This window comes from Nocardia sp. No.11 (assembly GCF_038752175.1).
GTDB classification, from domain to species: Bacteria; Actinomycetota; Actinomycetes; order Mycobacteriales; family Mycobacteriaceae; genus Nocardia; species Nocardia canadensis.
The window spans coordinates 11456-34073 of sequence record NZ_JBCGFB010000049.1 but is presented as its reverse complement, the minus strand read 5'-3'; the positions used below and the strand labels follow the sequence as shown (position 1 = coordinate 34073).

Below are 22618 nucleotides of genomic sequence, written 5' to 3'. Positions count from 1 at the left end.
CACGCCCCGAGCGACCGGCACGAGCCCTTGCGTGCCGCGAGCACGGCCGCACCGGCCGACATCCTCGTCGAGCGCTGATCAGCGTGCGGCGGTGCCGCTTCCGAGGACGAGCAACTCCGGCAGCGGGTGGTCGACGAGAGGGGCGGGCGGACGGATCGACGGGCCGCGCCGCAGGACCGTGCAGCGACGGGCCAGGACAGCACCACAGGATCGGAGAGTGGTGGTGATCAGGTCCTCCGCGAGCGGTAAGTCGTCTTCGCGCTGGGCGAAGACCGAAAAGCGCACGGCGCGTGGCTCGGTGCGCGGGTCGGACTGCAGCACCACTTCGGCCGGGCAGCTCGCCAGGAGCATGATCGCGGCGGCGAAGTCGGCGTACGGGTCCCCCGCGGCGATCTCCGCCCCGGCGGCGACGGCGGCGAACAACGCGGGCAGGCTGGGCCGTTCGGGGATCTCCTGGAGGTCCTGGATGCGCGACCAGCGGCGCACCGCGGGCTGATCGGCGATATCGGTGCGGGTGCGCCAGCGCCGGCGGCCGCACTCGAGCAGCCGCGTCGCCGCCGCCTGCCAGAGGGCAGCGTCGTCGATGCGGGCGACGACGCGCAGGCGGCGGCACTCCTGCGCGACCTCCGGGGTGTCGATCGGCTCGATCGCGGGGACCACCGCGCCCGCGGCGGGTCGGTACGTCTGCATAGCGATCTCCTACCGCGCGAAGGAACCCAGCGAAGGCCGACCGGCCGGACCACGTCGCCACGCCTGCCGGAACGCCCAGCCCGCGGTGAGCACCGCGATCGCGACGACGGCGGTGATCACCGCCAGCACCACCGCGCCCGACGGCCCGACCCCGGCGTACCGGGCGATCATCGCCGACGCGAGAATCGGGCCCGCGGTGGCGAGAACCGGGATCAACAAGATCAGTCCGACGGTCACCAGCGCCGACGGCGACAGCGTCGATTTCACTGCGGAAAAGCTCTGCCGGGCACCCACCCTGTGCGGCCCCGACTGCCGCGCGACTGTAGCCATTTCCGCCCTCTCCGTTACCCGAATGGGACCCAGCGAGCTATGGGCCACTAAACGTACAGCCCGAATCCGGCATGTCGCGTAGTTCGTCACGAAACAGTGATAACCCGAAATCGCGCTTCACCCGCCTACGACAAATATAGCGAGGTCAAGCACGTGTTTGCGATTAGCTGAACGTTTGCCGAAGCTGCATAGTATTCAGATCGCATAACAATTCCGAGGACCACCGGAGGGTGAGTCGCGCCTGCCACGGGACAGTGCTCACACTGCGCGGAATGGCGCGGCGAGTTGTTCGACGGTCCCGAGACCTTTTATTCGGCGCCATTCGCCGCGGAGCCGAAGCTGCCCTCCAGCCGATTCCGCGATCCGGGATGGATCAACCGGGCCGCGCTGACCAGCCCACCCGAGGACCAGGTGCGCCGCCGAATCAGCAGACACGGCTCGTCGCGATCGATGTCGAGCAGCGCACACTCCTCCCGGCTGGCGCGCACCGCCTCGACGACGTGCTCGCCGCGGATCAGCGGGGCCACCTCGCTGAGATAGGTATTCGGCGTGATGCTGGTGAAATCCTGTGCCAGATAGTCCGGCGCCTGCGCCGGGTTCACGTAGCGGTCCTCCACCTGGATCGGGACGTCGTCCTCGATATGCACCAGCAGCGAGTGGAACACCCTGCCGCTCATGGCGTTCCCGAGCACCGGATGCCGGTCGCCCGCCTCCTCCGCGCGGACGAACACCACCTCGGTCCGGTGCCGGTGGCCGCGCCGGGAGATCTCGTCGGCGATATTCCTGACCTCGAACAGCGGGGAGGCGGCCTTGGTCGCGGCGACGAAGGTGCCCACACCCATCACCCGGTTGAGCGCGCCGTCGGCGGTGAGGTCGCGCAGGGCCCGGTTGATCGTCATCCGGGACAGGCCCAGCGCGTTGACCAGCTGGTTCTCCGACGGGATCTGCTCACCCTCGGTCCATCGACCGGCCTTGATCTGCGCCATGATCAGCTGCTTGACACGTTCGTACGCCGCGAACTCGGTCCCCAGTTCGCCGTACAGCGCGGCCAGGTCCGCATCGACCACTTCGATCGCCACCACGGTATCCGTTCCCTCAGTTTGCCCAGAGAATACGTTGCGCCCGAACGACACAGCACGCTTGACAGCTACTTGTATATACAGGACTATACCACTAGTCTGGATTCCAGTGACCCAGGACACAGCCGTCATTTCCGAGGAGTGAACCGATGACCGACGCCGCCACCCAGCCCGAATCCGGCCCCCGGCCCGTGTCCGCGCCGCGCGGACCGCAGCTGCACACGCGGGGCTGGCAGCAGGAGGGTGCTCTGCGGATGCTGATGAACAACCTCGATCCCGAGGTCGCCGAGCGTCCCGACGACCTCGTCGTCTACGGCGGCACCGGCCGCGCGGTGCGCAGCTGGGCGGCCTTCGACGCGATCGTGCGGACCCTCGAGACCCTCGCCGACGACGAGACCCTGCTGGTGCAGTCCGGCAAGCCGGTCGGGGTGTTCCGCACCAACGAGTGGGCGCCGCGCGTGCTGCTCGCCAACTCCAACCTGGTCGGCGACTGGGCGAACTGGGAGGACTTCCGCAAGCTCGAACAGCTCGGCCTGATGATGTACGGCCAGATGACCGCGGGCTCGTGGATCTACATCGGCAGCCAGGGCATTCTCCAGGGCACCTACGAGACCTTCGGCGCGGTGGCGCGCAAGCGATTCGGCGGCACCCTGGCCGGCACCATCACCCTCACCGCCGGTGTCGGCGGCATGGGCGGCGCGCAGCCGCTGGCGGTGACGATGAACGAGGGCGTCGCGCTCTGCGTGGACTGCGATCCGGCCCGCATCGATCGGCGGATCGCGCACGGCTACCTCGACACCAAGGCCGACACTCTGCCGGAGGCGCTCGCGCTCGCGATCGCGGCCCGTGACGAGCGGCGCGCGCTGTCGATCGGCCTGGTCGGCAACGCGGCCGAGGTGTTCCCGCGGCTGCTGGCCATGGACGCCCCGATCGACATCGTGACCGACCAGACCTCGGCCCACGATCCGCTGTCCTACCTGCCGCTCGGGGTCGCGCTCGAGGACTGGCACACCCTGGCCGAGAAGGATCCGGCGTGGTTCACCACCGAGGCGCAGGCGTCGATGGCCAAGCACGTCGAGGCGATGGTCGGGTTCCTGGACAAGGGCGCCGAGGTCTTCGACTACGGCAACTCGATCCGTGACGAGGCCCGCAAGGGCGGCTACGACCGGGCTTTCGCGTTCCCCGGCTTCGTGCCCGCCTACATCCGGCCACTGTTCGAGGAGGGCCTGGGCCCGTTCCGCTGGGCCGCGCTGTCGGGTGATCCGAAGGACATCGCCGCCACCGATCGGGCCATCATGGAGTTGTTCCCCGAGAACGAGCACCTGAAGCGATGGATCACCATGGCCGGGGAGAAGGTGCAGTTCGAGGGACTGCCCGCGCGCATCTGCTGGCTCGGCTACGGCGAGCGCCACCGCGCGGGCCTGAAGTTCAACGAGATGGTCGCCTCCGGCGAGCTCTCCGCGCCGCTGGCCATCGGCCGCGACCACCTCGACTCCGGCTCGGTGGCCTCCCCCTACCGCGAGACCGAGGCGATGGCCGACGGTTCCGACGCCGTCGCCGACTGGCCCCTGCTCAACGCCCTGCTCAACACCGCCTCCGGCGCCTCCTGGGTGTCGATCCATCACGGCGGCGGCGTCGGCATGGGCCGGTCCATCCACGCCGGTCAGGTGTGCATCGCCGACGGCACCGCGCTGGCCGCCCAGAAGCTCGAGCGGGTCCTCACCAACGACCCGGGCATGGGCGTCATCCGCCACGTCGACGCGGGTTACGAACACGCCGCCGACATCGCCCGCGAGCGCGGGGTACGTATTCCGATGCAGGAGAACTGATCCCCCGCACTGCCGCCCGCACCGTGCGCCGGCGGGGGCGGCAGTGTCGGCTCACTCCTCCTGTGCCGCCCGGAACCTCGCCTCCATCTCCGCGGCGAGGTGAGGCTGCGCGGCCTCCATCCGCTGCACATAGGCGACCGCGTCGCCGACCGTCTGCAGACTCGCCAGGTCCTCGTCGGGGATCTCGACGGCGTACTTGTCCTCGAGCTGGACGGCGATCTCGACCAGCGACAGCGAGTCGATCTCCAGTTCCTCGACGAAGGACTTCTCCGGCGTCACCTCCTCGGCGTCGATGCCGGTGACCTCTTCGACGATCTCGGCGATGCCTGCGACGATCTCTTCCTGCGTGGTAGCCACGAATCTCCTTGTCCGGTGGGTGATACCGGTACGGCAAAAGCTCCACCGCGGTGGAGGTTCAAGGGATAGTGACCGACGACACACACGCGCTGATCAGCATCGGGGACCTGGCCCGCCGGAGGGGCTTTTCGGTGCGCACGATCCGGTTCTATTGCGATGAAGGCGTTCTCGATGCCCGGCGCAGTCCGGGCGGGCATCGGCAGTTCGAGGCCGACGGCGCCGTCGAACGGCTGCTGCTGATCTGGCGGTTGCGCGCGTTCGGGCTGGGGTTGGGATCGATCACCGAAGTCCTGCGCGGTGAGCGAGCGCTGGCGGAGGCCCTCGAGGCCGAAAGCGCCAGGGTCGAGGTCGAATTCAGGTCGGTGACGTGGCGCAGGGCGTCGTTGGCGGCGCTCGGCGCTGCGGCGCCTGCGCAGCGGGACGAGCGGCTCGCGCTGCTGGCCGCCGCCCAGGACGGCGGTGCGCTGCACGACGATCTCGTGCGGTTCTGGCGGCGGATCCTCGCGCCGATCGAGCGCGGCGAGGTCGACCGCTACGTGGGGTGGAATGTGCGCAACCGCCCGCCGATCCGACCGTCGACCAGGTCGTCGCCTATGCCGAGCTGGCCGCGCTCGCGGGCGGCCGGGACATGACTGTGGCGGTGCGACAGCATCTCTGGTGGGATCGGCCGGAGCCGGTCCGCGACCCGCGCGCGCTGTACGCCGAGGTGGCCGCGGTGCTCGAAGAAGTGGTGGCCCGGGTCGCGGACGACGCCCGGCCACGGCCGGGCAGCGAACTCGATCGCTTCGTCGAAGCTCACGCCGATGCCCGGGGCCTGCGCGATTCCCGGGAGTTCCGCGAGCGGTTGCTGTTCGACACCCCAGATCATCGCGTCCAGCGCTATTGGACCCTGACCGCACAGCTCGTCGGTGACCGGATCACCGTGGGCCGCGCGCTCGACTGGGTGCGCGGCGCGCTGGCCGCCCCGGCGGCCCACTAGGGGTCGAGGGTGATCGGTTCGGCGGGTGGGCCGGTCAGCAGGAGATCGGCCAGCCGGGTGGGCAGGTCACGGGGGACGACGCGGTCGGGATTGTCGGCGAGGTCGGCCAGGGTCCACCAGCGATGGCCGGTGACGGTGGCGCGTTCGACCTCGGTGAAGCCGGAGGTGTCGATGTCGAACGCGGGGACCCGGGCGAGGAAGTAGCGTTCACGGCAGTCGTAGGTGGTGCCGCCCCAGGTGGCGAAGGCGCGGCGGCGCCAGAGTTCGGGGCCGACGACGAGGTCGGTGAGGCCGGTTTCCTCGAATGCCTCGCGGGCGGCTGTCTGCTGCGGGGTCTCACCGTCCTCGGTGCCACCACCGATCGGGTACCAGAAGGTGTGGCCGTCGGCCTCGTCGACGCCGGAGAACAGCAGGAGCCGGTCCTGGTCGTCGAGCAGGACCAGCCGGATCGAGTGCCGCACAGTCGGTTCGCGGTGATCTGCGGTCGCAGCCATGGTGATTCCTGTTCAGTCGACGAGCGGGAGCACCTCCACCATGCCCGATCGCGGCAGCCCCGCCGCCGCTCGGCATCGTCATGGTCGGCGCCCGGACCCACCGGCCGGGTCCGTCGCACTCGTCGCACGGCTCCCACACGTATTCCTCGGGGCGCCGGCTCGATCGATTGCAGCAGCGACCAGTCGAACCTCGCCCAGTACACGCGGGGGCGGCCCGACTCCGGATCGGGCGCGACGAACGCGTCGATATCCCGGATCGACCGCAGCCCGTCGACGTAGTGGATGTGCCGGTGGCCGACGAATTCGTCGTAGGTGCACGACCAGGGCCGCACGGCGGCCACCGATTCCGTGGGAGGGCGCGGGAATTCGCCACGGCGGACGAGGCGTCTGGTGACGTCGTCGAGACGGCGGAGCGGCGCCCGCCGAAGCCGCCGCTCCGCCGGCGCGGTCTCCGCGCGGGTCACCCCGAGCGTGCCGAGCAACTCGGCCGACGACGTCGCCCCTTCCGACAGAGCCGGGCTCATGTCCGTGGCTGCCCGGTACTGCCGTCGCAGCACGGATCCCACACGTACGTGTCGGGGGCTGGTTCGACCCCCTGGAGCAGGCTCCAGTCGAAATATGCCCAGTATGTGCGGATCTCGTGGGAGTGCGGGTCGCTGACGGCGAAGGCCGAGACGTCGCCGATCCCGCCGAATCCATCGACGTGGTCGATCGGACCGAGTCCGCCCGCCGAGAATTCGGCGGCGGTACACGACCACGGGGTGAGGTCGTCCAGCGAGCGCGGAACCATGGGTGGGAGGTGTGGTCGGCGAACGAAGTGCCGGAAGACGGATCGTTCGTGGGGGCTGCTCAGTTCGATGTGCAGGTCCGGCCAGAAGGACAGGTTCCACCGCGCGGTCCGCATGTCCATGTTCCGGTTGAAGGCCGCGACGGTCAGCGATTCGGGTGCACCCCAGGCCGCCAGGTAGTCGTCGAATGCGCGCCGCGGCGCCGATCGGTAGCGTTGCGCGGCGTCGGCGGTCTCGGCACGGGTAACCCCCAGCGTCCGAAGCAGTTCCGCCGCCTGGACCGGGGCCGAATCGCACATCGGGTTCAGCATTGCCAGTTGATAGTCGTACAGCGACAACATGGTCGATACCCCCGCGAATCGGCAAGTCCGATACGAACGTACCAGTCTTGGCGTTCGACGATGTGGATCGACGGTGAGCACCGGATCGTGCCGAAAATGATCTGGGCCCCGGTGAATTCGCCGGGGCCCAGGGTCGGGGAACGGTCAGCCCAGGGGGCCGGTGACGGATTCGGCGGCGGTGAGGAGGGCGCCGGAGCCGGCGAGGTGGTAGGCGGCGTCGATTTCCGGGGCGAGGTAGCGGTCGGGGCCGGGTCCGGGGACCTGCGTGCGCAGGGCGTCGCGGACGGCGGCGGTGGCCGGGGCCGGGGCGAGCGGGGCGCGCAGGTCCAGGGCGCGGGCGGCGGTGAGGGCCTCGATGGCCAGGACGCGGGTGAGACCGTCGATGGCGCGGCGGAGTTTGCGGGCGGCCGACCAGCCCATGGAGACGTGATCCTCCTGCATGGCCGAGGACGGGATCGAGTCGGCCGAGGCGGGGGCCGCGAGACGCTTGAGTTCGGAGACGATGGCCGCCTGGGTGTACTGGGCGATCATGTGACCACTGTCGACGCCGGGATCGTCGGCCAGGAACGGGGGCAGGCCGTGGTTGCGGGCCTTGTCCAGGAAGCGGTCGGTGCGGCGTTCGCTGATACTGGCGACATCGGCGACGACGATCGCCAGGAAGTCCAGGACATAGGCGACGGGCGCGCCGTGGAAGTTGCCGTTGGATTCGACGCGGCCGTCGAGGGTGACGACGGGATTGTCGACGGCACTGGCCAATTCGTATCCGGCGACGCGTTCGGCGTGGGCCAGGGTGTCGCGGGCGCCACCGGCCACCTGCGGCGCGCAGCGCAGCGAGTAGGCGTCCTGCACGACGGTGCAGTCGGGGGTCGCGTGACTGGCGACGATCGCCGAATCGGCCAGCAGGCGGGTCATATTGGCGGCCGCCACGGCCTGGCCGGGCTGCGGGCGCAGCGCCTGCAGGTCGGCGGCGAAGACCTTGTCGGTGCCGAGCAGACCCTCCACGCTCATGGCCGCGGTGACATCGGCCAGCCGCAGCAACTGCCGCAGATCGTGGCAGGCCAGCACCAGCATGCCGAGCATGCCGTCGGTGCCGTTGATCAGTGCCAGCCCTTCCTTCTCCTCCAGCTCCACCGGCGCGATGCCCGCGTCCGCCAGCGCCTCGGCGGCGGACCGCAGCTCGCCGTCGGCGTCGCGGACCGTGCCCTCACCGAGGACGGCCAGCGCCACGTGGGCCAGCGGCGCGAGGTCACCGGAACAGCCGAGACTGCCGTACTCGTAGACCACCGGGGTGATCCCCGCCGACAGCAGCGCGGCGTAGGTCTCGGCGACGACCGGACGCACGCCGGTGCGGCCGGTGGCCAGGGTCGACAGGCGCAGCAGCATCAGCGCGCGCACCACCTCCCGCTCCACCTCGGCGCCGGAACCGGCCGCGTGCGAGCGGACCAGGCTGCGCTGCAACTGCTGACGCAGCTCGAGCGGGATGTGGCGCACGGCGAGCGCGCCGAAGCCGGTGGACACGCCGTAGACCGGCTTGGGGTCGGCCGCCAAGGCCTCGATCCGCCTGCGGCTCTCGCCGATCGCCGCGAGGGCCTGCTCGGACAGCCGCACCGCGACACCGTCCCTGGCCACCCGGACCACGTCCTGGGGCGCCACCGGCCCCGTGCCGACGACGACCGGTTCCACCGCGACCGGTGCGGTCCGGTCCGAGTCGATGCTCACTATGTTTTCTCCATTCCGAACGAGGTGCGGGACAAGATCTCTCAGGCGATATCGGCGACGGGCTCCGGCGCGGCGACCGGTGCGGGCGCCTCGGTGGGCGGGCCAGGGCGGACCCAGAGCCGGTAGGCCACCCACAGCAGCACCAGCCAGACCGCGCCGACGACCAGCGCCACCCGGCTGTCGGCGTCGAAGGCGATCACCGCGATCACGAACATCAGGAAGCCGATGGTGATCAGCTGCCCGTAGGGCCACAGCGGCACCGGGAACTTCAGCGCGGCGACCTCGGCGGCCGACATCCGCTGCCGCGAGCGGTACTGCGAGAACAGGATCATCAGCCAGACGAAGATGGTCGCGAAGGTGGCGATCGAGGCGATCACCAGGAATACCCTGTCCGGGATCAGGTAGTTGAGCAGCACGCCGACCAGCAGGGTGACGGTCATGATGACCACCGTCATCCACGGCACCCCGTTGCGCGAGACCTGCCGCATGACCGCGGGCGCCTGGCCGCGCTGGGCCATGCCGTACATCATCCGGCCCGCGCCGAAGATGTCGCTGTTGATGGCCGACAGGGCCGCGGTGATCACCACGACGTTGAGCACGGCCGCCGCGGGGCCCAGGCCCAGACTCTGGAAGATCTGCACGAACGGGCTGCCCTCGTCGCCGATGGTCTGCCACGGCTCGATCGCCATGATCACCGCGAGGGTGAGCACGTAGAACAGGATGATCCGCACGGGCACGGTGTTGATCGCGCGCGGGATGGTGCGCTGCGGGTCCTCGGCCTCCCCGGCGGTGATGCCGATGATCTCGGTGCCACCGAAGGCGAACATGACGATGGCGAAGCAGGCCACGAAACCACCGAAGCCGGTCGGGAAGAAGCCGCCGTCGGCCCACAGGTTCTGCACGCCGCCGCTGGTGTCGTGCAGGCCGAAACCGAAGATCAGGATGGCGATGCCGCCGGCGATCATGGCCACGATGGCGACGATCTTGACCAGGCTGAACCAGAACTCGACCTCGCCGAACACCTTGACGCTGAGCAGGTTGATCGCGCCGATGAAGAAGATGATCGACAGCACCCAGATCCAGCGGGGCACGTCGGGGAACCAGAAGCCCATGTAGACGCCGAACGCGGTGACGTCGGCCAGACACACGATGAGCATCTCGAAGGTGTAGGTCCAGCCGGTGACGAACCCGGCCAGCGGGCCGAGGTGCTTGCTGGCGTACTCGCCGAACGAGCCGGAGACCGGATTGCTCACCGCCATCTCGCCGAGGGCGCGCAGCACGAGGTAGATCGCGGCGCCGCCGATCAGATAGGCGAGCAACACCGACGGGCCCGCCCGGTGGATGGCCTCCGCCGAACCGTAGAACAGGCCGGTGCCGATGGCCGAGCCGAGCGCGATGAAACGGATGTGACGCGCGGTGAGTCCTCGCGTCAGCACAGCAACGGGCTTGTTCACACCATTCTCCCGGGATTCGGAAAGGCGCACGGATCGGGTGATACCCGTCGGATTCGCCTGTGGGGCCGGTCACAACGACCGCTACATGTATAAACCTGTATATACAGCCGTGTCAACGCGCGGCCGATCGCCGGGCAGCCTAACGCTTGACGTACCTGTCTATACAGGCATATACATATCGGACGTGATCCAGCGCACACGCGCCGGCCACACGCTCGACGGCGTCACCGCAGAAAGACAGGCCGCTATGACCAGCTCCGGCAGTTCCGAGGACCTCCTCACCCCCGAACGCCGCACCATCGACGTCGTACCCGACAGCGAACGGCACGGCACCCCGCGCAGCCAGTTCACGCTCTGGTTCGGGGCGAACATGCAGATCACGGCGGTCGTCGACGGCGCGCTCGCGGTCGTGTTCGGCGCCGACGCGCTGTGGGCGATCGTCGGATTGCTGCTCGGCAACGTCGTCGGCGGCGTCGTGATGGCACTGCATTCCGCGCAGGGTCCGCGCATGGGGTTGCCGCAGATGATCTCGAGCCGCGCCCAGTTCGGGGTCAAGGGCGCGGTCGTGCCACTGGTGCTGGTGATCCTGATGTACCTGGGCTTCGCGGCCACCGGCACGGTGCTGGCCGGGCAGGCGGTCAACAACATGCTGCACGTGGCCAACCCGGTGATCGGCATCGTGATCTTCGGCGCGCTGACGGCGTTCGTAGCGGTCACCGGATACCGGCTGATCCACGTCGTCGGGCGAATCGCGACCGTGATCGGGATCGTCGGCTTCACCTACCTGACGGTGCGGTTGTTCGCCGAGTACCCGGTCGGCGACTTCGTCGGGGTGATCGGCTTCGACGTCGTCACCTTCCTGCTCGCCATCTCCCTCGGCGCGGGCTGGCAGCTGACCTTCGGCCCGTACGTCGCCGACTACTCCCGCTATCTGCCACGCAGCACCAGCGAGCGCACCACCTTCTGGTCGACGTTCCTCGGCAGCGTGCTCGGCTCGCAGTGGGCGATGACCTTCGGCGCGCTGGTGGCCGCGGTCGCGGGCAAGGCCTTCCTGGCCGACCAGGTCGGGTTCCTGGGTGAGCTGGCGGGGCCCGCGCTGCTCGCCTTTTGCGTCTATCTGGTGATCGTGGTGGGCAAGCTGACGGTCAACGTGCTCAACGCCTACGGCGGGTTCATGTCCATCCTGACCACCGTCACCGCCTTCGACGGACGATCGCAGATCTCCACCCGTGCCCGCACGCTCTACATCGTCGGGTTCGTCGGTGTGTCGATGCTGATCGCGATCGCCGCCAGCGCGGACTTCCTGAACAATTTCAAGAACTTCGTGCTCGTGCTGCTGATGGTGTTCACGCCGTGGAGCGCGATCAACCTGATCGACTACTACCTGATCTCGAAGGAACGGGTCGACCTGCCCGCGCTCTACGACCCGCACGGCCGCTACGGCGCCTGGAACGTGCCCGCGCTGGCCTGCTACGGCCTCGGCGTGCTGGCCCAGATCCCGTTCCTGGCCCAGAAGCTCTACACCGGTCCGATCACCGAGCTGCTCGGCGGCGCCGACATCTCCTGGATCGTCGGCATCGTGTTCACCGCGGCGATCTACTACCCGGTCGCCCGGCGCACCGCCAACCCGCCCGCGCGGATGATCTACCCCGCGCACACCGACATGGTCGACACCCGCACCTAGGAGGACTCCCCCAGTGCCCACCACCGCACTGACCGGCATCGGCACCCTGGTCACCAACGACCCCGCCCTGGGCGACGGCCCGCTCGGCCTGCGCCGCGACGCCGCCGTCGTCTTCGACGACGCGACGGTGGTGTGGGTCGGCGACAGCGCCGACGCGCCCGCCGCCGACACCGGCGTCGACCTCGGCGGGCGCGCCGTGCTGCCCGGTTTCGTCGAGACCCATTCGCACCTGGTGTTCGCGGGAGACCGGGCCGAAGAGTTCGCGGCCAGGATGGCTGGGCGCCCCTACGGCGCCGGCGGCATCCGCACCACCATCGAGGCCACCCGCGCCGCGACCGACGAGCAGCTCGCCGCGAACGTGGCACGACTGATGGACGAGTCGCTGCGCGCGGGCAGCACGACGGTCGAATGCAAGAGCGGCTACGGCCAGACCGTCGCCGACGAACTGCGCAGCGTGCGGATCGCGGGCCGGTTCACCGACGAGGTGACCCTGCTCGCCGCCCACGTGCCGCCGCCGGAGTACGCCGGGCGCGCCGACGACTACGTGGCGATGGTGTGCGCCGAGATGATCCCGGCGTGCGCGCCGCACGCCCGGTGGATCGACGTGTTCTGCGAGCAGGGCGCGTTCGACCGCGATCAGGCGCACGCCGTACTCTCGGCGGGCATCGCGCACGGTCTGGTACCGCGCGTGCACGGCAACCAGCTGCACCAGGGTCCCGGCGTGCGACTCGCGGTGGAACTCGGCGCCGCGTCGGTGGATCACGTGACACATGTGAACGCCGCCGATATCGACGCGCTGGCGAGCAGCCAGACCGTGGCCACCCTGCTGCCGGGTGCCGACTTCTGCACGCGCAACAGCTATCCCGACGCGCGCGCTCTGCTCGACGCCGGTGTCACCGTGGCGCTGGGCGCGGACTGCAATCCCGGCACGAGCTACACGACGAGCCTGCCGTTCTGCATCGCGCTGGCGGTGCGCGAACTGCGCATGACTCCCGACGAAGCCGTCTGGGCGGCGACCGCGGGCGGCGCACGCGCACTGCGCCGCACCGACATCGGCGCGCTGACGCCCGGCGCGCGCGCCGACGCGATCGCGCTCGACGCCCCCTCCCACCTGCACCTGGCCTACCGCCCGGGTGTTCCGNCCGCGGGCGGCGCACGCGCACTGCGCCGCACCGACATCGGCGCGCTGACGCCCGGCGCGCGCGCCGACGCGATCGCGCTCGACGCCCCCTCCCACCTGCACCTGGCCTACCGCCCGGGTGTTCCGCTGATCGACCAGGTGTGGCGCGGCGGCGCGCTCGCCGCCACGAAATGAGGTCCACCCGATGACATCCGACTCCGCGTGGACCGGCCGGATCGACGGCACCACTCCCGACCACCTGCGCTGGCACCAGGCCGTCGCCCCGTACACGCCGGGCACCGATCCCGGCGCGTGCGTGTTCGTCGGCTTCGCCAGTGACGAAGGGGTGCGGCGCAACAAGGGCAGAACCGGTGCCGCGCAAGGCCCGGAGGCGTTGCGCCGGGCGCTGTCGCCGATGGCGCTCGGCACGGCACTGCGCGCCTTCGACGCGGGCACGGTCGCCGTCACCGACGGCCGGCTCGAGGACGGCCAGCGCCGGCTGGGCGCGACGGTGTCGGAGCTGCTGGACGCGGGCGCGTTCCCGGTCGTACTCGGCGGCGGGCACGAAGTCGCCTACGGGACCTACCTCGGGGTGGCGGGCGCGGCGCGGCGCGCACCGGGCACGATCGTCGGAATCCTCAATCTGGACGCGCATTTCGACCTGCGCCCCGATCCGGTGCCCAGCTCCGGGACCCCGTTCCGGCAGATCCTCGAGCGCGATCCCGACGTGCGGTACGCGGTGCTGGGGATCAGTCAGCCCAGTAACACCACCGTCCTGTTCGACACCGCCGACCGGTTCGGCGTGCGATATCTGCTCGACGACGACTGCGCGCCGGAGCGGGTCGCCGCGTTCGTCGCGGAGTTCCTGGCCGGGATCGATCTGCTCTACCTGACCATCGACCTCGATGTCCTGCCCGCCGCGGTCGCGCCGGGGGTCAGCGCGCCCGCCGCCTACGGTGTCCCGCTCTCGACGATCCAGGCCGTCTGCGACCAGGTCACCGCCTCCGGCAGGCTCGCCGTCGTCGATGTCGCCGAACTCAATCCGGACCTCGATATCGACCAGCGCACCGCCCGCACCGCGGCCCGGCTGCTGCACCGCCTCGTCACCCGGCACGTGCGTGGCTGAGCTCGACGATCTTGCGCATTAAGGCTTGCCTACCCTAAAGTCTCTCGCGATCCGGTTCGCAACCTTCGCATCTCGGCGGTGGTGACGACCGCGCCGTCGCCTCGCACCCGCCCGTCGACCGATCCGCACGCACCACAGCGTCTTCCGCCTGCCCGACGGCCAGGTGCGCTCGGTCGTGCGCGATGAGGAATGCCCACCGTGTCCACTCCCGTCCTGCGAAGTCCGGCGCTGCGCCGTACCGCGGTCTTCGCGCTCGGCGCCGCCGCGCTGACGCTGTGCGTCGTACTGAGTCTCGCGCTCGGCTCCCGGTCGGTGCCCGTCGGCACCGTCGTCGACGCCATCCTGGGCCACGGCACCGATCGGGATGCCGCGGTGATCACCGGAATGCGGTGGCCGCGCACGGTCGTCGGGCTCGTGGTCGGGGCCGCGCTGGGCCTGGCCGGCGCCGTCGTGCAGGGGGTGAGCCGCAATCCGCTGGCCGCGCCGACGACCCTCGGAATCAACGCCGGGGCCGCGCTGGCCGTGGTCACCGCCATCTACGCGCTCGGCCTGAGCCAGCCCGGACAGTACGTCTGGTTCGCCTTCGCCGGCGCCGCCGTCGCGGCGGCGACCACCCTGACCCTCGGGCGCCGGTCCGGCGATCTGGACCCGATCCGGCTCGTGCTGGGCGGCACCGTCGTGCAGCTGGTGCTGGCCTCGTGGACCTCGGCGGTCCTGCTGTTCAGCGAGCGCACCCTCGACGAGGCCCGCTTCTGGCTGGTCGGTTCCATCGCGGGACGTGAACTGTCGGTGCTGATTCCGCTGCTGCCGCTGTTCGCGGTCGGCGCGGTCGTCGGGCTGGCGATCACCTCCGGGCTCAACGCGCTGGCCCTCGGCGACGAAGCGGCCGAGGCGCTGGGCGTGCCGGTCACCCGGATCAGGGTCGCGGGCATGGTCGCGGTCGTCCTGCTGGCCGGCACCGCGGTGGCCGTGGCCGGGCCGATCGCGTTCATCGGGCTGGCCGCGCCGCATCTGGTGCGGTTGGTCGCGGGCACCGATCACCGGGTGCTGGTGCCCGGCTGCCTGCTCGCCGGTCCGCTGTTGCTGCTGAGCGCCGACATCGTCGGCCGGATGATCATGCGCCCGACAGAGGTCGAGGTCGGCATCGTCACGGCGTTCCTCGGGGCGCCGCTGCTGGCCGTGCTCGCGACGCGGAAGGTGCGCCGATGACCACCCTGGTAACCACTTCGACGACCGCGCGGGTCCGGCTGCTCGCCGTGGTCCTGACCGTCGCGCTGCTGGCGCTCGTGACCGTCGCGCTCGCCACCGGCGAGGTGTCGATGGACGCGCTCACCGCGCTGCGGGCCGCGATCGGGCTCGGCGATCGCGGAGACGTCTACGTCGTGCAGGAGTTCCGCGCGCCCCGGATCGCGGCGGGTGTCGTCGCGGGCGCCGGGCTGGCCGTGGCGGGCGGGGTGCTGCAACGGCTGTTCCGCAATCCGCTCGCCTCCCCCGACGTGATCGGCGTGACCGGCGGCGCCTCGCTCGGCGCGGTGGTCGTGCTGGCCGCGGGCGCGAGCCAGTACTCGATTCCGCTCGCCGCGCTGGCGGGCGGCATGGTCGCCGCGGTCGCGCTCGGCGCGATCGGGTGGCGGTCGCAGTTGTCCACCGCCCGGCTGGTGCTGGTCGGCCTGGCGATCCAGGCCGGACTCGCCGCGGCGGTGAATCTGGTGATCGTGCGCTTCCCCCGGGAGCTGGCGGGATCGGCGATGCACTGGACCGCCGGTTCGCTCTACGGCCGCACCTGGCCGGAGGTCACCGGCGCCGCCCTCGGCTCCGTCGTCGTACTCGTCGCCCTGTGCGTGCAGTACCGCACCCTGGCCGTGCTCGACCTCGGCGACGACTCGGCGGGCGGTCTCGGCGTCGGCGTCTCGGGGGCGCGGCTGCGGCTGCTGTGTACCGCGGTGGCGCTGGCGGCGCTGGCCGTGGCCATCTCCGGGCCGATCGTGTTCGTCGCGCTCGCCGTGCCGCAGCTGGTGCGACTGCTGTGCGGGCCACCGACGGCGGCGACCCTCGCCGTCACCGGTCTGGCCGGCGCGACCCTGCTCACCGCCGCCGACTTCATCGCGCAGAACCTGCTGCCGGTGCGGGGACTGCCGGTCGGCGTCGTCACCACGACCGTCGGCGCACCGTGGCTGCTGTGGCTGCTCGTGCGCGACAGCAACCCGGCGAATCGGAGGACCGCATGACCGAGCAACCGCGCAACGAACTCGCCACCCGCGACCTGGCCCTGCGCTACGGCGAGCGCACCATCATCGACGGCCTCGACCTGGTACTGCCCGGGCACGCCGTCACCGCGATCGTCGGCCCCAACGCCTGCGGCAAGTCGACGCTGCTGCGCGGCCTGACCCGGCTGCTGCGGCCCGCGGGCGGCACCGTCACCCTCGACGGCGCCGACATCCACCGGATGTCCGCCCGCACCCTGGCCTTGCGTCTGGGCCTGCTCCCCCAGCAGCCGATCACCCCCGAGGCCATCACCGTCGAAGCGTTGGTGCGCCTGGGCCGCTACCCCCATCAGAAGATGCTGCGACCCTGGTCGGCGAGCGACCAGGCCGCGGTCGAGGAGGCGATGGCGCGCACGGGCACCACCGCGCTGCGGGACCTGTCCGTCGACCAGCTCTCCGGCGGACAGCGGCAACGCGCCTGGATCGCCCTGGCACTGGCCCAGGACACCGATCTGCTGCTGCTCGACGAGCCGACCACCTTCCTGGATCTGCGCCACCAACTCGACGTGCTCGACCTGGTCGCCGATCTCAACGCCGACGCGGGCCGCACGGTGATCATGGTGCTGCACGATCTCGGCCAGGCCGCCCGCTACGCCGATCACCTGGTGGTCCTGCGCGACGGCGCGCTGGCCGCGGCCGGTCCGCCGGCGCAGGTGCTCGACGCCGACCTGGTGCGCACCGTCTTCGACGTGGAGTGCCGGGTGATCCCCGATCCGGAAACCGGGACACCGCTGGTGGTGCCGCTGGGCCGGGCGGCCCGGGCCCGCGTCTGACCTCCCCTCCCCGGCGGCCCACTCCGGGTCGCCGGCGTCCCCCACCAGAAATGAGGACCGTCATGTCCCTTCGACGTCTCCGCGCCCGCGGACTCCGCCGGGCAGGCACCGTCGCCGCGGGCGCGCTCATCGCGTTCGGCACGCTCGTCGGCTGCGGCACCGACACCGCCACGACCGGCGGCACGAACACCGCCGCCGACGCGACCAGCTTCCCGCGCACCCTCGACACCGTCATGGGCCAGGTGACCATCCCGCGCGTCCCGCAGCGCGTGGTCGTCCTCGACACCGCCGAACTCGACTCGACCACCCTGCTCGGCGTGACGCCGGTCGGCGCGGTCATCCCGCACACCAAGACCGCGGGCGGCTTCCCCGACTACCTGAAGGCGGGCCTGGACGGCGTCACCGATGTCGGCCCGCTGCTCGAGCCGAATCTCGAGCGGATCGCCTCGCTGAAGCCCGACCTGATCCTGTCCTCGAAGATCCGGCACGAGAAGATCTACGACAAGCTCAGCGGGATCGCGCCGACCGTGTTCACCGAGACCACCGGCGGCCCGTGGAAGGCCAACCTGGCCGTGCACGCCAAGGCCCTCGGCCTCGACCAGCAGGCCGCGGACGCGCTGCGCAAGTACGAGACCCGCGCGCAGGCGCTGGGCGCGGCGATCAAGGCGAAGAACAACGGCGTCACCCCGTCGGCCTCGGTGGTCCGCTTCCTGGCCGGCCCGACCCGGCTGTATCTGACGCAGTCGTTCAGCGGTGTCGTACTGGCCGATGTCGGTCTCACGCGACCGGCCAACCAGGTCTCGAGCGACACCAAGAAGACCATGCTCGAGGTGAGCCCGGAACAGATCGACGGCGCCGACGCCGACCTCATCTTCGTCGCCACCATCGACGACCCGGGCAAGACGCCCAAGAACGCCGTCACCAGCAGCCCGGTGTGGCGCGATCTGGCCGCGGTGCAGAACGGCAAGGTCTACGAGGTGCCGGACGAGACCTGGATGTCGGGCATCGGCGTGCAGGCGGCGCAGCGGATGCTGGCCGACATCGCCCAGGCCACCGGCGTGCCGCTGCCCGCCGAGTGAGCGCGCGGGATCAGAAGTAGCGCAGCCGGCCAGAGAGCCAGGCCATCGTCGTGCTGAGCACGGTGACCAGGATGCCGTAGCGGGTGAACTGCCAGAAGGAGACCCGCTGGCCGGCGCGGGCGGCGATGCCGAGGGCGACGACGTTCGCACCGGCCGCGACGACGGTGCCGTGGCCGCCGAAGTCGGCGCCGGCGGCGAAGGCCCACCACAGCGATCGCCCGGTCTCGGGGTCGGGGGCACCGGCGACGATGCCCTCGACCACCGGCGCCATGGTGGCGGTCCAGGCCAGCGCCAGCACCCTCGTGCCCGCGCCGACCGACCTCCAGCCGGCCCGCTACGGCGCGGCGTTGCCCGAGGCGATTCCGACCCCGCGTGCGGAGGAGGTGCTCGAGCTCATCGCCGAGGGCACTCGGCCCGCGCTATCGCGGCCGCGCTGGTGATCAGCGCCGAGAACGTCGACCGGTACCGGGCCGACATCGCGTGGAAACCAAGCCTGCGCGATCGGCTCGCGCTCACCGGGTACGCGATCCGGGCCGGGCTGATCGAGCCGTGAGAACGGCGACGGCCCCCGCGCCGCGGACACACGAGGGTCGTCGACAGCGGTCACTCCGCGACGGAGTCCACGCGCAGAGTCTGCTTGCGCGAGACGGTGGCCCGCATGACCGGTTCGACGATGCGCGCCGCGATCGGCCCGATGATCGCCATCAGCAGCACATACGTGGTCGCCAGCGCGGCGAACTCGTCGGGCACCGCGCCCGCGGCCACCGCCAGACCCGCGATGACGATCGAGAACTCACCGCGCGCGACCAGCGCGGCACCGGCCCGCGCCCGGCCCAGCTGCGAGGCACCGGCGCGTTGGGCCGCCCACCAGCCGGTGGCGATCTTGGTCGCGGTGGTGACCACGGCCAGCAACACCGCCCAGCCCAACACCGGCGGGATCGTCCGCGGATCGGTACTCAGACCGAACAGCACGAAGAACATCGCCGCGAACAGATCGCGCAGCGGCTCGAGGATCTTGGTGGCGTCGTGCGCGGTCGAATCGGAGATCGCGATACCGAGCAGGAACGCGCCGACCGCCGCCGACACCTGCACCGCCGAGGCCACACCGGCGACCAGCAGCGCCGAGCCCAGCAGCTTGAGCAGGAAGATCTCCCGGTCCTCGCTGGCCACGATCGCCGAGACGTACTTGCCGTAGCGCAGCGCCACGACCAGCACCACCGTCACCGCGACCAGCGCGATCCCCACGGTGGTCAGGCCCGCCATGAAGCCGACACCGGCCAGCACCGCGGTCAGCACCGGCAAGTAGATGGCCATCGCCAGATCCTCGAACACCAGGATCGACAGGATCGTCGGCGTCTCGCGGTTACCCAGCCTGCCCAGATCGTTGAGTACCTTGGCGACGATGCCCGACGACGAGATGTAGGTGACGCCCGCCATCGCGATCGCCCCGGTCGGACCCAATCCGAGCATCAGCGCGACGATCACCCCCGGCGTCGCGTTGAGCACCAGGTCTAGCAGGCCCGCCGTCCACGACTTGCGCATGCCCGTGACGAGTTCACCCGCGGTGTACTCCAGCCCGAGCAGCAACAACAGCAGCACGACACCGATCTCGCTGGCGAGGTGGATGAAGTCCTCCACCTCGTGCAACTGGATCAGGCCGCCGGTGCCGAAGACCAGCCCCCCGAGCAGATAGAGCGGGATCGGCGAGAGGCCGACCTTGCCGGCGATCCGCCCGAGCACCCCCAACCCGAAGAACACCGCCCCCAACTGGATCAATGCCAGCGCGGTTCCCGTGAGCTGCACGCGCTCAGCCGTCGGAGAGGATCGCAGCGGCGGCGTCGAGCCCGGCATTGGTGCCGACCACGACCACCATGTCACCACCGACGAACCCGAACTCGGGACCCGGCGAGGCGTGCACCTGGCCCGCCCGCAGGACCGCCACGATCGAGGCGAGGGTCCTGGTCCGCATCTCGGTCTCGCCCAGGCGCCGCCCGGCGTAGGGCGAGTTCGGCGGCACCGGCAGCGAGCGCGTGCTCACGCCGTCGAGATCGCGGTGCTCTTCGCGCAGTTGCGCCACCAGCTGGGGCGCACCGAGCAGACTCGCCAGGGTGCGAGCCTCGGTGTCGGACAACGGAACCTGCACGGTCGAGTCCGGGTCGCCGATCTTGGTGAAGATCAGGTCGATACCGCCGTCCCGGTGGTCGACGACACCGATCCGGCGGTCCACCTTCGTCAGCGAAAACTCTTTCCGGACACCGATTCCCGGCAGGGACGTGACATCTACATTCATTGGATCACCTAACCTCAGCTAGGCGATACCTTACCTTCTCTTTACCCTTCGCACGGAGCCTCAGCCCTGGTCGAGCAACCTTCCAGCGGCGTCGAGACCCTCGTCGGTGCCGACGACGACCACCAGATCACCGGCGATGAAGGTGAAATCCGTTCCGGGCGACGGGGTCACGTCACCGGCGCGCACCACCGCCACGACCGAGGCCTTGGTGCGGGTGCGCATCGCGGTGTCGCGCAACGGACGACCGTCGAACGGGCTGCCCCGATCGATCGCGAACTGCCTGGTCGACAGCTCACCGACGAGCGGGGTGTCGCGGGTCTTCTGCACCACCTGCGGCGCCCCGAGCAGACCGGCCAGCACCCCGATCTCGGTGCCCGACAGGGGAATCGAGGTGGTGGTGTCGGGATCACCCGCCCGCGAGACCACCAGGTCGACCGAACCGTCGCGATGCTCGATCACGCCGATCCGCCGACGCGCCTCGGCCAGCGGAAAGTCCTTGCACACGCCGATCCCCGGTAGCGGCGTCACATCGATGTTCACGCCCTCACAGTACGACGAGTTCCGAATAACACCAGACCTACCCCGCTACCCGACGTTCACCCTTTCAGCCAGTCGATGGCGATGGCCACCACGGCCGCGTTGAAGAAGAAGCTCAGCACGCTGTGCGCGGTGACCCGCTTGCGCATCGACCGGCTCACCACCGTCACGTCCGAGACCGCGAACGAGGTGCCGATCGTGAACGAGAAGTACAGGAATTCGGCCAGCTCCGGCACCGCGCATTCGGGGAAATCCAGCCCGCCGCCGGGGAAGTACGCGCGGGCGTAGATCTGGGCGAACGCGGTGTGCAGGATCAGCCACGACGTCAGCACGGTGGCCGCCGACACCGCCAGGGCCGCGCTGTCGTCGTGGCCGGCGATCAGGATCATGCCCGCGGCCAGGCCGGACCCGCTGGCCACCAGCGCCATCGTCGTGGCATACCAGCGCGGACCGACCCATCCGGTGGTGAGATCTCCCGCGTGCCCGTCGGGCAGCTGTTTGCTCAGCAGCAGCCAGCTCTACCATCGGGGCCGTCGTTTCCCGGGAGAACACGGTGGGCCGGTGTCGTGGCTACCGTTGGTCGAACCGCCAGCGGGTGGCGCCGTGCGGATCGGTCAGGGCCACGCCCACCGCGGCGTGGGTGGTGAAGCGGTACAGGTACCAGGGGGCCGGGCCCGCGCTCTGGGCGCTGAACGGCGCGGTGACCGCGGCACCGTCGCGTTCGGCGGGCCAGCCGGTGTCGCGATAGCACGCGGTGACCCGATCGATCTCGGCGTGGTCGACTGTGCGTGTCGCGGTGCCTTCGACGACGAGATCGACATCGTCGGGGAACCGGAACGACAGGGTGCAGGCGGGATTGGTGGCCAGGTAGCGCGACTTGTGGGTGCCGGGACCGCTGGTGAAGTAGAAGTACTCGCCGACCAGTGTCGCCCCGATGCCCGCCGAGTGCGGCCTGCCGTCGGGACCGACGGTGCCGAGGAACTGGGCGGTCTCCAGCGCGGCGAGTCCGTTCTCTATGGCGGCGCGCACCCGGCTCCACGGCAGCTGGTCGGTGCCGTAGATGTTCAGATCGGTGGCGTCGACGGGATCGGGCAGCATCGGCACTCCTTCGTCGTGGCCCCGCCGGGGCCCGTGGAGGACACGCACAACTGGTTCCCGAGTATAGGCGCGGGCCCGGCCCAGGACGCCGGCCCGGATCCGGACGGCTTGCGTATTCGGGCGAAGTTGTGTGTTGTTGAGTCGTGACCAACTCATCCGGAGACGCGTATCCACTCACGGACACGATGACCACCACGACGGCGGTGCACGACGGCGTCACGGTGCTGACGGTGACCGGCGAGGTCGATCTGGCGACGGCGCCCACGCTGGACGCCACGATCGAGGCGATCCTGGCCGAGAAACCCGCGGCGCTGGTGATCGACCTGACCGCGGTCGGGTTCCTGGCGTCGGCGGGAATGGCGACCTTGGTCGCCGCCCATCAGCGGGCCGGGGGTAACACCGCGATCGCGGTGGTCGCCGACGGGCCGGCCACCAGCCGTCAGCTGAAGATGACGAGCCTGGATCAGGTGTTCGCCATGCACACCACGCTGGCCGCGGCCCTGGCGTCGTTCACGTCCTGACCATCGAGAAACGCGCCGCCGCCCGGGGAATCTCTCCGGGCGGCGGCGCGTTCGTCGTCGGTGGGG

Annotated in this window: 24 protein-coding genes and 2 pseudogenes; 12 read left to right on the top strand and 14 right to left on the bottom strand. The window is 70.4% G+C overall.

Annotated elements, in window-relative coordinates; all coding sequences use genetic code 11:
- Positions 1-78: 78 nt before the first annotated feature.
- The 3 genes from V8688_RS17110 to hutC form a co-directional block, all read right to left on the bottom strand.
- Positions 79-690 (bottom strand): hypothetical protein, encoded by a 612-nt coding sequence (locus tag V8688_RS17110; protein WP_316575201.1) that lies wholly within the window; start codon positions 688-690, stop codon positions 79-81.
- 9 nt (positions 691-699) lie between these two features.
- A complete protein-coding gene (locus V8688_RS17105; protein ID WP_218719732.1) occupies positions 700-957 on the bottom strand; it encodes a hypothetical protein in 258 nt (85 codons plus the stop codon).
- A gap of 371 nt (positions 958-1328) precedes the next feature.
- On the bottom strand, positions 1329-2102 hold the full coding sequence (gene hutC, locus V8688_RS17100) for a histidine utilization repressor (protein ID WP_218719733.1): 774 nt from the start codon (positions 2100-2102) through the stop codon (positions 1329-1331).
- Positions 2103-2248: 146 nt separating this feature from the next.
- On the opposite strand from hutC, the gene hutU reads away from it, so the two are divergent.
- Positions 2249-3928: a urocanate hydratase gene (gene hutU, locus V8688_RS17095; protein WP_342801204.1), complete on the top strand. Its 1680-nt coding sequence runs from the start codon at positions 2249-2251 to the stop codon at positions 3926-3928.
- A gap of 51 nt (positions 3929-3979) precedes the next feature.
- On the opposite strand, the gene acpM is transcribed toward hutU, so the two are convergent.
- Positions 3980-4285 (bottom strand): meromycolate extension acyl carrier protein AcpM, encoded by a 306-nt coding sequence (gene acpM / locus V8688_RS17090; RefSeq protein ID WP_342801203.1) that lies wholly within the window; start codon positions 4283-4285, stop codon positions 3980-3982.
- A gap of 68 nt (positions 4286-4353) precedes the next feature.
- Here acpM and V8688_RS17085 point away from each other — a divergent pair, with 68 nt between their 5' ends.
- Both V8688_RS17085 and V8688_RS17080 read left to right on the top strand, forming a co-directional pair.
- Positions 4354-4917 carry a MerR family transcriptional regulator gene (locus V8688_RS17085; RefSeq protein ID WP_342801202.1) on the top strand — a complete coding sequence of 188 codons (564 nt, stop codon included), beginning with the start codon at positions 4354-4356 and terminating at the stop codon, positions 4915-4917.
- Positions 4918-4925: 8 nt separating this feature from the next.
- The gene (locus tag V8688_RS17080; RefSeq protein ID WP_342801201.1) at positions 4926-5264 is read left to right on the top strand and encodes a hypothetical protein; all 339 of its coding nucleotides are present in this window, start codon (positions 4926-4928) and stop codon (positions 5262-5264) included.
- On the opposite strand, the gene V8688_RS17075 is transcribed toward V8688_RS17080, so the two are convergent.
- The 4 genes from V8688_RS17075 to V8688_RS17060 all read right to left on the bottom strand — a co-directional run bounded on the left by V8688_RS17075 (position 5261) and on the right by V8688_RS17060 (position 10060).
- On the bottom strand, positions 5261-5758 hold the full coding sequence (locus tag V8688_RS17075) for an NUDIX domain-containing protein (protein WP_316575205.1): 498 nt from the start codon (positions 5756-5758) through the stop codon (positions 5261-5263). The genes V8688_RS17080 and V8688_RS17075 overlap by 4 nt on opposite strands.
- Positions 5759-6278: 520 nt before the next feature.
- A complete protein-coding gene (locus V8688_RS17070; RefSeq protein ID WP_218719735.1) occupies positions 6279-6887 on the bottom strand; it encodes a hypothetical protein in 609 nt (202 codons plus the stop codon).
- A gap of 144 nt (positions 6888-7031) precedes the next feature.
- Positions 7032-8606 (bottom strand): histidine ammonia-lyase, encoded by a 1575-nt coding sequence (gene hutH / locus V8688_RS17065; protein ID WP_342801200.1) that lies wholly within the window; start codon positions 8604-8606, stop codon positions 7032-7034.
- Positions 8607-8647: 41 nt separating this feature from the next.
- Complete coding sequence (locus tag V8688_RS17060; protein WP_342801199.1) at positions 8648-10060, bottom strand: amino acid permease; 1413 nt, start codon at positions 10058-10060, stop codon at positions 8648-8650.
- Between the two features lie 247 nt (positions 10061-10307).
- Here V8688_RS17060 and V8688_RS17055 point away from each other — a divergent pair, with 247 nt between their 5' ends.
- The 7 genes from V8688_RS17055 (at position 10308) to V8688_RS17025 (ending at position 18106) form a co-directional block, all read left to right on the top strand.
- Positions 10308-11744, top strand: a complete 1437-nt coding sequence (locus tag V8688_RS17055) for a cytosine permease (RefSeq protein ID WP_218719738.1) — start codon at positions 10308-10310, stop codon at positions 11742-11744.
- A 13-nt stretch (positions 11745-11757) separates the two neighbouring features.
- Complete coding sequence (gene hutI, locus V8688_RS17050; RefSeq protein WP_342801198.1) at positions 11758-13059, top strand: imidazolonepropionase; 1302 nt, start codon at positions 11758-11760, stop codon at positions 13057-13059.
- A 10-nt stretch (positions 13060-13069) separates the two neighbouring features.
- On the top strand, positions 13070-13990 hold the full coding sequence (gene hutG / locus V8688_RS17045) for a formimidoylglutamase (RefSeq protein WP_342801197.1): 921 nt from the start codon (positions 13070-13072) through the stop codon (positions 13988-13990).
- A 198-nt stretch (positions 13991-14188) separates the two neighbouring features.
- Positions 14189-15199: an iron ABC transporter permease gene (locus V8688_RS17040; protein ID WP_342801196.1), complete on the top strand. Its 1011-nt coding sequence runs from the start codon at positions 14189-14191 to the stop codon at positions 15197-15199.
- Complete coding sequence (locus V8688_RS17035; protein ID WP_316575210.1) at positions 15196-16218, top strand: iron ABC transporter permease; 1023 nt, start codon at positions 15196-15198, stop codon at positions 16216-16218. Before V8688_RS17040 ends, V8688_RS17035 begins: the two co-directional genes overlap by 4 nt.
- A complete protein-coding gene (locus V8688_RS17030) occupies positions 16215-17027 on the top strand; it encodes an ABC transporter ATP-binding protein (RefSeq protein ID WP_342801195.1) in 813 nt (270 codons plus the stop codon). Before V8688_RS17035 ends, V8688_RS17030 begins: the two co-directional genes overlap by 4 nt.
- 62 nt (positions 17028-17089) lie before the next feature.
- A complete protein-coding gene (locus tag V8688_RS17025; protein ID WP_218719744.1) occupies positions 17090-18106 on the top strand; it encodes an iron-siderophore ABC transporter substrate-binding protein in 1017 nt (338 codons plus the stop codon).
- A 10-nt stretch (positions 18107-18116) separates the two neighbouring features.
- On the opposite strand, the pseudogene V8688_RS17020 reads toward V8688_RS17025, so the two are convergent.
- A pseudogene (locus tag V8688_RS17020) lies at positions 18117-18395 on the bottom strand (hypothetical protein); the annotation flags it as partial.
- Positions 18396-18435: 40 nt separating this feature from the next.
- Here V8688_RS17020 and V8688_RS17015 point away from each other — a divergent pair.
- Positions 18436-18659: pseudogene (locus tag V8688_RS17015) on the top strand (LuxR C-terminal-related transcriptional regulator); the annotation flags it as partial.
- Between the two features lie 50 nt (positions 18660-18709).
- Here V8688_RS17015 and V8688_RS17010 read toward each other — a convergent pair.
- The 5 genes from V8688_RS17010 to V8688_RS16990 form a co-directional block, all read right to left on the bottom strand.
- A complete protein-coding gene (locus V8688_RS17010) occupies positions 18710-19909 on the bottom strand; it encodes a cation:proton antiporter (protein WP_308248564.1) in 1200 nt (399 codons plus the stop codon).
- Between the two features lie 4 nt (positions 19910-19913).
- Complete coding sequence (locus tag V8688_RS17005; RefSeq protein WP_218719746.1) at positions 19914-20396, bottom strand: TrkA C-terminal domain-containing protein; 483 nt, start codon at positions 20394-20396, stop codon at positions 19914-19916.
- Positions 20397-20456: 60 nt separating this feature from the next.
- Entirely contained in the window at positions 20457-20936 is a 480-nt protein-coding gene (locus V8688_RS17000) for a TrkA C-terminal domain-containing protein (protein WP_218719747.1), read from the bottom strand.
- A 56-nt stretch (positions 20937-20992) separates the two neighbouring features.
- Complete coding sequence (locus V8688_RS16995) at positions 20993-21361, bottom strand: DUF1345 domain-containing protein (protein WP_218719748.1); 369 nt, start codon at positions 21359-21361, stop codon at positions 20993-20995.
- A gap of 142 nt (positions 21362-21503) precedes the next feature.
- Positions 21504-22031, bottom strand: a complete 528-nt coding sequence (locus V8688_RS16990) for a pyridoxamine 5'-phosphate oxidase family protein (protein ID WP_218719749.1) — start codon at positions 22029-22031, stop codon at positions 21504-21506.
- A 185-nt stretch (positions 22032-22216) separates the two neighbouring features.
- Here V8688_RS16990 and V8688_RS16985 point away from each other — a divergent pair, with 185 nt between their 5' ends.
- Entirely contained in the window at positions 22217-22552 is a 336-nt protein-coding gene (locus V8688_RS16985; protein ID WP_218719750.1) for an STAS domain-containing protein, read from the top strand.
- Positions 22553-22618 lie beyond the last annotated feature (66 nt).